This window comes from Caulobacter sp. P1_B12_2, from assembly GCF_056406675.1.
Genome location: NZ_JBFTZS010000187.1, coordinates 1 through 8306, shown reverse-complemented (window position 1 = coordinate 8306; position 8306 = coordinate 1). Strand labels below are relative to the sequence as shown.

The window sequence follows — 8306 nt, the reverse complement described above, 5'->3', positions numbered from 1 at the left end:
CTGCTGGGCCGCGCCCTCCCAGGTCGGCGCCTCGACCACGCTGTAGGGCTGCCCCAGCAGGGTCAAAGTGGCTTCGACGGGCACGGAGCCCGAGCCAAGCGCGCCATAGATGGTGTAAGCTTGATTCATCTTTCGTTACCCAGTTTGCCCACAACATGTTGTGTGCTGCGACGTCGTGACCACTAGATGATCCCGACGACTGCGCTACCAAGAGAGTCTAAACCGCCCGTCCGATTCGCGTCCGCCTGCCCTGGAGCCGTCCTCGATGTCCGCCAAGCTTGCCGCCCTGCCAGGCCTCCTGACCCCTTCCGGCGCCTACAAGCCCTTCCGCTATCCGTGGGCCCACGAGTTCTGGAAGAAGCAGCAGCAGGTCCACTGGATGCCCGAAGAGGTGCCGCTGGGCGAGGACCTCAAGGACTGGGCCGTCAAGCTGAACGACAAGGAACGGAACCTGCTGACGCAGATCTTCCGCTTCTTCACGCAGAGCGACATCGAAGTCGCCGACAATTACATGGAACGCTACGGCCGGGTCTTCAAACCCACCGAAGTGAAGATGATGCTGTCGTCGTTCGCCAATATGGAGACCATCCATATCGCGGCCTACGCGCTGCTGCTTGAAACCATCGGCATGCCGGAGAGCGAATTCGGCGCGTTCATGGAATACCAGGCCATGCGCGACAAGCACGACTTCATGCAGAAGTTCGGCGTCGAGACCAATGCCGACATCGCGCGGACGCTGGCCATGTTCGGCGGCTTCACCGAAGGCCTGCAGCTGTTCGCCTCGTTCGCGATGCTGATGAACTTCCCGCGCTTCAACAAGATGAAGGGCATGGGCCAGATCGTTTCGTGGTCGATCCGCGACGAGAGCCTGCACTGCGAAGGCATCATCAAGCTGTACCACGCGTTCAACGCCGAGACGAAGTGCGTCACCCCCGAGGTGGCCGCCGACATCGTCGAGTGCTGCAAGAGCGTGGTGATCATGGAGGACGCCTTCATCGACCTGGCCTTCGAGGCCGGCGAGATCCAAGGCATGACGCCTGATGATATCAAGAGGTACATCCGGTTCATCGCCGACTGGCGCCTGCGCCAGCTGCACCTGCCGGAAGTGTACGGCATCAAGGAAAACCCGCTGCCCTGGCTGCAGTCGCTGCTGTCGGGCGTGGAGCACGCCAACTTCTTCGAGGCCCGGGCCACGGAATATTCCAAGGCCGCCACCACGGGCCAGTGGCACGGCGCGGAGGGCGTGTGGTCGAGCTTCGACAACATGCTGACCAAGCGCTCGGAAAACACCCTGCCGGCAGAATAAGAGCAGGGACAACGGGGATAACATGCCGCCGCCCTCGAAAGGGGGCGGCGTTTCTTTGTCTGGAGTTTGCCAATGACGCGGGTAGCGGTGATCGGTCCTGGTGCGGTGGGCGGCGTGATCGCCGCGTGGCTGGCGCAGAATCCCGCGCTGACGGTCGAGGTCTGCGCGCGCACGGCCTTCGACCGGCTGGAGGTGGAGACGCCCGGCGGCCCGCTGACGGCCACGCCGCGCGTGCTGACCAGCCCGGACCAGGCCTCGGTGGTCGATTGGGCGATCATCACCACCAAGACCTATGACGCGGCCGCGACCGGCGGCTGGCTGGCCCGGCTGGTCGGCCCCGAGACCCGCGTGGCGGTGCTGCAGAACGGCGTCGAGCACGTCGAGCGCTTCACCCCGTATGTGGCCGCCGAGCGGATCACCCCGGCCGTGGTGGATATCCCCGCCGAGCGCAGCGCGCCCGGTCGCGTGCGCCAGCGCCGCGACGGTTCGATCCTGGTGCCGCAAGGGCTGGCGRGCGAGGCCTTCGTCGGCCTGTTTTCCAACACGCCGATCCAGGTCTCCACCACGCCGGACTTCAAGACCGCCGCCTGGAAGAAGCTGGCCCTCAATTGCGCCGGGGCGGTCAACGCCCTCACCCTGAAGCCGGCGGGGGTGGCCCGCCGCGAGCCGATCGCCGAGCTGATGCGGGCCCTGGTCGGCGAATGTGTGGCGGTGGGCCGGGCCGAGGGCGCGGACCTGCCGTCGGACCTGCCCGACACCGTGGTCGAGGGCTATCGCGCGGGACCGGCCGACGGGGTCAATTCGCTGCACGCCGACCGCGCCGCCGGCCGGCCGATGGAGCTGGACGCCCGCAACGGCGTGATCGTCCGCCTGGGCGCGCGGCACGGGATCGCCACGCCGGTCAATGCGATGGTGGTGGCGCTGCTGGAGGCGGCGGCGGAGTAGAGGGCGAACTCGCGTAACGCCCCCGAAGGTTGTCATCCCGGAAGCCTCGCAGAGGCTGTCCGGGACCCAGGGGACTGGGCGAATGCGGTGCGGCTCACCTGGGTCCCGGACAAGCGCTGCGCGCTTTCCGGGATGACAACAGGGGGATGGACCCCTACGGCCGGTCCTTCTTGGGGATCGCCGCGATCTGTTCGGGCGAGAGCTTGGTGATGCTCTTGGCCATGATCGGCATGGCCATGCCGAAGCCGTCGGAGACCCGCAGGTCCAGGTCGAGCGGACGGCAGACGGTGTCGACGCCGCGCACGACCGACACCAGGTGCACGCCCGGCGAGGTCAGCATGCTGGTGCCGTGCGACAGCTCCACCTGGTAGACGTCGCGATTGCGGACCTTCAGATACAGGGTGTCGCGGTCGGGGGCGCTCCAGTTGTCCCAGTCCGACAGCGAGAARCACGAGCGGGCGGGGCGCGGCTTGGCGGCCGGATCGGCCGGGTCGGCGAGCGCCGGGGCGGCGGCGGCCAGAAGGACCGTCGTCAGCAGGCCGGCCTTGATCATGGATTTGGCGTTCATGGCGGTCTTCCTAAGCAGTCCCTCGGAGGAGAGATTGGTCTTCTCCCCCCTGAAGTCAATCGGCGACGCTTGCAGGGTCTAGGCCTTGGCGGGCTCGGTTTCGGGCTCGGGATCGTCCAGTTCGCCCTCCCACTTGGCGACCACGGCGGCGGCCACCGAATTGCCGACCACGTTGGTGGCGCTGCGGCCCATGTCCAGCAGGTGGTCGACGCCCAGCACCAGGGCGATCCAGGTCTCGGGCAGGCCGAAATAGGTCAGGGTGGCCATGATCACCACCAGCGAGGCGCGGGGCACGCCGGCGATGCCCTTGGACGTCACCATCAGCAGCAGCAGCATGAAGATCTGCTGCTGGATCGTCAGATGCACGCCGTGGGCCTGCAGGATGAAGACCGTGGCGAAGGTGCAGTACAGCATCGAGCCGTCGAGATTGAACGAATAGCCCAGCGGCAGGACGAACGAGACGATGCGGCGGCGGATGCCGAGCTTGGGCAGGATGTCGAGGATGCGCGGATAGGCGGCTTCCGAGCTGGCGGTCGAGAAGGCCAGCAGGGCCGGCTCGCGGATGGCCCCGAACAGCGGGATGGCCCGCTTGCCCAGCACGATGAAGGCGGCGATGAACAGCAACAGCCACAGCGTGCCCATGGTGGCGTAGAAGCCGAGCACGAACTTGCCGTAGACCAGCAGCATCGAGATGCCCTGGGCGGCGATCGTCGAGGCCAGGGCGCAGAAGATCGCCAGCGGGGCCAGCTTCATCACGAAGCCGGTGACCTTCAGCATGATCTGCGCGCCCTGCTCGGCCAGCTCCAGGATCTGCGGGGCCTTGTTGTCGAGCGAGGCGACGGCGGTGCCGACGAACAGCGAGAAGACGACGATCTGCAGGATCTCGTTCTTGGCCATGGCGTCGAAGATCGACACCGGCACCAGGTGGGTCAGGAAGCCTTGCAGGGTGAAGGTCTCGGTCGAGGCGGCCGGGGCGTTGGCGGCGGCGTTGGCCGCCTCGTTCAGCACCAGTCCCGCGCCGGGATGCAGCAGGTGCACCATCAGCAGGCCCAGGAGCAGAGAGACGGCCGAGGCGCTGATGAACCAGCCCATGGTCTTGGCGCCGATCCGGCCGACGGCGGCGGCGTCCTCCATATGGGCGATGCCGGCCACCAGGGTGGTGAAGACCAGCGGCGCGATGATCATCTTGATCAGCCGCAGGAACAGGTCGGTGCCCATCTTGAACCACTTGACCGCCTCGGCGGTCTGGGCGGCGTCGAGATACTGGTTGCAGGCCCAGCCCACCAGGACCCCGAGGATCATGGAGGCGATGATCAGATAGGCGAAACGCTTGTTCATAGAGGTCCCCTCGGGCGCCTTGCGGTCTTCTTATGAGCCGGCTTGTAAGCCGACTGGGCCGACGTGTCAGCGCCACGGATAGCTACGGTGTCGCCCGACGTCCGGATCACGCGAGGTCGCTCCCGCCGCCATCCACCCCCGTCCAGGCATTTCCATACCTTGTGGCCGACGAAATCGCCTTCGTCCATGCCCCCGAGACCGGCGTCGTCGCTTGGCCTGGAAAACGCCTCGGAACGTTGATATAGGACGCCATGTCAAACCAAGAAAAAGCAATCGCCGTCGTTGAGAAGCTCAACGAAGAATACGAACGCGCCGTCGACGCCCTGCGGACCGCGCTTCGCGCCTATCTCGAACATGGAACCCGGCCCGACCCGCAAGCGCGGTTCGACGGCACGTTCGCCTATCCCGAGCTGCGGCTGATCTACGATCCCGAGGCCCTGCCGCCCAAGCTGGCGCGCTCGTACGCCCGGGTCAGCCGGCCCGGCGTCTACGCCACCACGATCACCAAGCCCAACCAGTTCAAGGACTACCTGGTCGAGCAGCTGACCCTGCTGCTCAACGATTTCCAGGTCGAGATCGAGATCGACCGCTCCAGCCAGGAGATCCCGTATCCCTACGTGCTGGACGCCACGATCGACCTGAACCAGGCCGACGTGCGCAGCGAGGACATCGCCCGCTTCTTCCCGACCACGGACCTGGCCTTCATCGGCGACGAGATCGCCGACGGGGTCTGGAACCCGGCGATGGAGGAAGCCCGGCCGCTGGCCCTGTTCGACGGCCTGCGCACCGACTTCTCGCTGGCCCGGCTCAAGCACTACACCGGCGCGCCGGCCGAGCACGTCCAGCAGTTCATCCTGTTCACCAACTATCATCGCTATGTCGACGAGTTCGTGCGGTGGGGCATCGAGCAGTTGGGCCAGGACGGCAGCCCCTATGAGGGCCTGTCGTGCTCGGGCGGGCTGATGATCACCGCCAACACCGCCAATCCCGAACTGGCGGTGGCCGAGTCGACCTGGCGCAAGCATCAGATGCCAGCCTACCACCTGATGGCCCCCGGCGGCCGCGGCATCACCCTGGTCAACATCGGCGTCGGCCCGTCCAACGCCAAGACCATCTGCGACCACCTGGCCGTGCTGCGTCCTCAGGCCTGGCTGATGATCGGCCACTGCGGCGGGCTGCGCGACACCCAGACCATCGGCGACTACGTGCTGGCCCACGCCTATCTGCGCGACGACCACGTGCTGGACGCCGTGCTGCCGCCCGAGATCCCGGTGCCGTCGATCGCCGAGGTCCAGCGCGCCCTCTACGACGCCTCCAAGGCGATCAGCGGCGACAGCGGCGATCAGCTGAAGAAGCGCCTGCGGACGGGCACGGTGGTCACCACCGACGACCGCAACTGGGAACTGCGCCACAGCCTGTCGGCCCTGCGCTTCAACCAGAGCCGGGCCGTGGCCATCGACATGGAATCGGCCACCATCGCCGCCCAGGGCTACCGCTTCCGGGTGCCGTACGGGACGCTGCTGTGCGTCTCGGACAAGCCCCTGCACGGCGAGATCAAGCTGCCGGGCCAGGCGAACGCCTTCTACGAGCGGGCGATCAGCCAGCACCTGCAGATCGGCATCCTGACCTGCAAGCTGCTGCTGGAGGAAGGGCCGAACCTGCACTCGCGGAAACTGCGGGCGTTCGACGAGCCGCCGTTCCGGTGATGGAATTTAGGGGCAGGTGGCTCACCCACTTGCCCCCACCTGGCGGCTTCGCCGCCTGTCCGCCCCCATAGGGGGCGGAGGACGCGCGCCTCTTCCCCCTGTGGGGGAAGACGATCGCGAAGCGATCCGTAGGGGGCAAGTGCTAGCCGCCGCTATCGCCTAGAAACTCTGCAATGACCTTCGCCAGCCCCGGCTCCATCACCGCGCTCAGATGATCCCCCTGAACCCGCGCCCCGCGCGCGTTCGGCATCATCCCCGCCAGCCCCTCGACCGAGCCGTTGTCGTCGTCCCGCTGCCCCGCCACCACCAGGGCCGGGACGTCGATCGCCGCGATCTCCGCCGCGCTCGTCGCCGCGAACGAGGCCAGCACCCCCAGCATCGCCTCGGGTTTCAACCCGCCCGCCGCCATCATCGCGTGGACCCGACGCCCGGCCCTGGGATCCTGGGCCGCGTCGCCGTGCCGGATGCTGTCCTCGAACATCGCCGCCCGGGCTCCGGCCTCCATCAGGCCGCGATCGCCCATGCCGCCCAGCACCAGCTTGCGGGGCCGCGCCCCGCGCACCAGCATCCGCACGGCCGTGCGCGCGCCCAGCGAGTAACCGACCAGGTCGTAGTCGCTCAGGTGCAGGTGGGCGATCAGCGCCTCCTGGTCCATGGCCAGCACGTCGCGCGACCAGGCCGCCGGATCGGTCGGGGCGTCCGAGCGGCCGTGACCGCGCAGGTCCGGCGCGATCACCCGCCGGCCTGTCGCGGCGACGGCGGCGGCGATGCCCGGCAGGAACCAGTTGGTCTCGGCGCTGGCCAGGAAGCCGTGCAGCATCAGGGTCGGCCAGCCTTGTCCCAGCGTGCGGTAGCCGATGGACACGCCGTCGAAGCTCTGGAAGCGGTGCAGGTCCGTCATGCGGGCAGAGTGGCGCCGCTGGGGGCGAACGGTCCAGCTCTTGATTTCTCGGTCCGTTCGCGCAACCTCGGGTTATGGCCAGATACGTTCTTCCCCTCGCCCTGTCCCTCGCCGCCGCCGCCTTCGTGGGGGTGAGCCTGGCGTCGGACACGATGGACAACCTCGCCCCCAAGGTGGCGCGGTCCAGCGCCGTCGCCGCCGTCCGCGACATCTGCTTCGCCCCGGCCTCGCCCCGCGCGATCCTGCGCGAGGCCCGCCGCTCGGTCGGCGAGACCCTGCGCGGCGATGCCGTGCCCGCCCTCGTAAGGGGGAACGGCGCGGTCGACTGGAAGGTGGTCAGGCGGGTGGACCTGGGCGGTCGGCCGGCGTTCGTCGCGGTCGGCGACTTGTCGGGCACGTCGATGTGCCGAGTCTATTTCCAGCAGGACGACGTCCAGGCCATGGCCCGAGCGCTGCCCGGCCAGACGGTGCTGGGTGGGCCGCTGGGCCGGCCCGACGATCAGGGGACGCTGACCCAGCCGGCCGGCTGGCCGTTCGTGGGCTGGCATCTGAGCCGCGACGGCGGCTGGAGCGCCGTCGCCTATGCCCACGATCCGCGCTCGGCCTGGCGGGCGGTCGAGGTCACACGCGGGGCGTGACGGCGATGCCGTAGGGACCGTCTCGCTTTCGTCACCGCGCGGCGGTAACAAGCCGGCCATGACCCGTCACATCGCTCTGCAAGGCGTCGAGAACTTCCGCGATTTCGGCGACTACGCCGCCGGCGCGGGCCGGCTGAAAAAGGGGCTGCTGTTCCGAGCCGCCCACCAGGCCGAGGCCACCGATGACGACCTCGCCGCCATGGCGGGCCTCGGCATCGTCACCCTCGTCGACCTGCGCCGTCCCAACGAGCGCCAGCGCGACCCGTCGCGGCGCTGGGCCGACTTCGCCGCCGAGGTGATCGACAACGACCTGGGCGTGACCGGCGAGGACCCGTGGCACAGCTTCTTGCGGGAATCGGACCTGTCGGTTGAGTCGATCCACGGCTACTTGGTCGAATACTACCGCCGGGCCCCTTTCGCGGAGCGGCACCTGGACCTGTTCCAGCGCTACTTCCAGGCCCTGGCCGCCGCGCACGGTCCGGTGCTGATCCACTGCGCGGCGGGCAAGGACCGCACCGGCCTGCTGGCCGCGCTGACCCATCACGTGGCGGGGGTGGGCGACGATGACATCGTCGACGACTACCTGCTGACCAACAACGAGGACTTCTTCGCGCGTCGTGGGCCGAGGATGGCCGATCGCCTCGAGGCCGAGCTCGGCCGCCGGCCGACCGACGCGGCGATGCGCACGGCCCTGGGCGTCGAGGCCGACTACCTGGCCACGGCGATCGCCGAGATGAAGGCCCAGTACGGCTCGATCGACGGCTACCTGGAGCAAGCGGTGGGGCTGGACGCGGCGGGCCGCGAGGCCGTGCGGGCGCATATCCTGCTCTGAACGCTCTTCGCGCTCTCCCAACATCCGTCATCCCGGGCCTTGTGCCCGGGACCCCTCTGTCCGCCGCAAGGG

At 68.2% G+C, this 8306-nt stretch carries 8 protein-coding genes and 1 pseudogene; 5 read left to right on the top strand and 4 right to left on the bottom strand.

All coding sequences use genetic code 11. The features are described from left to right. Positions 1-129: pseudogene (locus AC1DZ6_RS13215) on the bottom strand (glutathione S-transferase family protein); the annotation flags it as partial. Positions 130-265: 136 nt separating this feature from the next. Between AC1DZ6_RS13215 and AC1DZ6_RS13210 the strand changes: the two are divergent. Then, complete coding sequence (locus tag AC1DZ6_RS13210) at positions 266-1306, top strand: ribonucleotide-diphosphate reductase subunit beta (protein WP_477097629.1); 1041 nt, start codon at positions 266-268, stop codon at positions 1304-1306. Positions 1307-1378: 72 nt separating this feature from the next. Further along, a complete protein-coding gene (locus tag AC1DZ6_RS13205) occupies positions 1379-2251 on the top strand; it encodes a 2-dehydropantoate 2-reductase (RefSeq protein ID WP_477097628.1) in 873 nt (290 codons plus the stop codon). Between the two features lie 154 nt (positions 2252-2405). Here the strand turns inward: AC1DZ6_RS13205 and AC1DZ6_RS13200 are convergent, their stop codons facing one another. Further along, the gene (locus AC1DZ6_RS13200; protein WP_477097627.1) at positions 2406-2819 is read right to left on the bottom strand and encodes a DUF6491 family protein; all 414 of its coding nucleotides are present in this window, start codon (positions 2817-2819) and stop codon (positions 2406-2408) included. A 78-nt stretch (positions 2820-2897) separates the two neighbouring features. Then, a complete protein-coding gene (locus AC1DZ6_RS13195) occupies positions 2898-4157 on the bottom strand; it encodes a dicarboxylate/amino acid:cation symporter (protein ID WP_477097626.1) in 1260 nt (419 codons plus the stop codon). 251 nt (positions 4158-4408) lie between these two features. On the opposite strand from AC1DZ6_RS13195, the gene AC1DZ6_RS13190 reads away from it, so the two are divergent. After that, the gene (locus AC1DZ6_RS13190; protein ID WP_477097625.1) at positions 4409-5863 is read left to right on the top strand and encodes an AMP nucleosidase; all 1455 of its coding nucleotides are present in this window, start codon (positions 4409-4411) and stop codon (positions 5861-5863) included. A gap of 142 nt (positions 5864-6005) precedes the next feature. Here AC1DZ6_RS13190 and AC1DZ6_RS13185 read toward each other — a convergent pair whose 3' ends face one another. Beyond that, positions 6006-6764 (bottom strand): alpha/beta fold hydrolase, encoded by a 759-nt coding sequence (locus AC1DZ6_RS13185; RefSeq protein ID WP_477097624.1) that lies wholly within the window; start codon positions 6762-6764, stop codon positions 6006-6008. A 74-nt stretch (positions 6765-6838) separates the two neighbouring features. Between AC1DZ6_RS13185 and AC1DZ6_RS13180 the strand changes: the two genes are divergently transcribed. Together AC1DZ6_RS13180 and AC1DZ6_RS13175 are read left to right on the top strand one after the other, a co-directional pair. After that, positions 6839-7402, top strand: coding sequence for a hypothetical protein (locus AC1DZ6_RS13180; protein ID WP_477097623.1), 564 nt, complete (start codon positions 6839-6841; stop codon positions 7400-7402). 58 nt (positions 7403-7460) lie between these two features. After that, positions 7461-8234, top strand: coding sequence for a tyrosine-protein phosphatase (locus AC1DZ6_RS13175; RefSeq protein WP_477097622.1), 774 nt, complete (start codon positions 7461-7463; stop codon positions 8232-8234). The last annotated feature ends 72 nt before the right edge of the window (positions 8235-8306 follow it).

Excerpts from the sequence above, each read along its gene's own strand:
- AC1DZ6_RS13210 (WP_477097629.1), top strand. The coding sequence starts at position 266 with ATGTCCGCCAAGCTTGCCGCCCTGCCAGGCCTCCTGACCCCTTCCGGC.
- AC1DZ6_RS13195 (WP_477097626.1), bottom strand. The coding sequence starts at position 4,157 with ATGAACAAGCGTTTCGCCTATCTGATCATCGCCTCCATGATCCTCGGG.
- AC1DZ6_RS13190 (WP_477097625.1), top strand. The coding sequence starts at position 4,409 with ATGTCAAACCAAGAAAAAGCAATCGCCGTCGTTGAGAAGCTCAACGAA.
- AC1DZ6_RS13185 (WP_477097624.1), bottom strand. The coding sequence starts at position 6,764 with ATGACGGACCTGCACCGCTTCCAGAGCTTCGACGGCGTGTCCATCGGC.
- AC1DZ6_RS13180 (WP_477097623.1), top strand. The coding sequence starts at position 6,839 with ATGGCCAGATACGTTCTTCCCCTCGCCCTGTCCCTCGCCGCCGCCGCC.
- AC1DZ6_RS13175 (WP_477097622.1), top strand. The coding sequence starts at position 7,461 with ATGACCCGTCACATCGCTCTGCAAGGCGTCGAGAACTTCCGCGATTTC.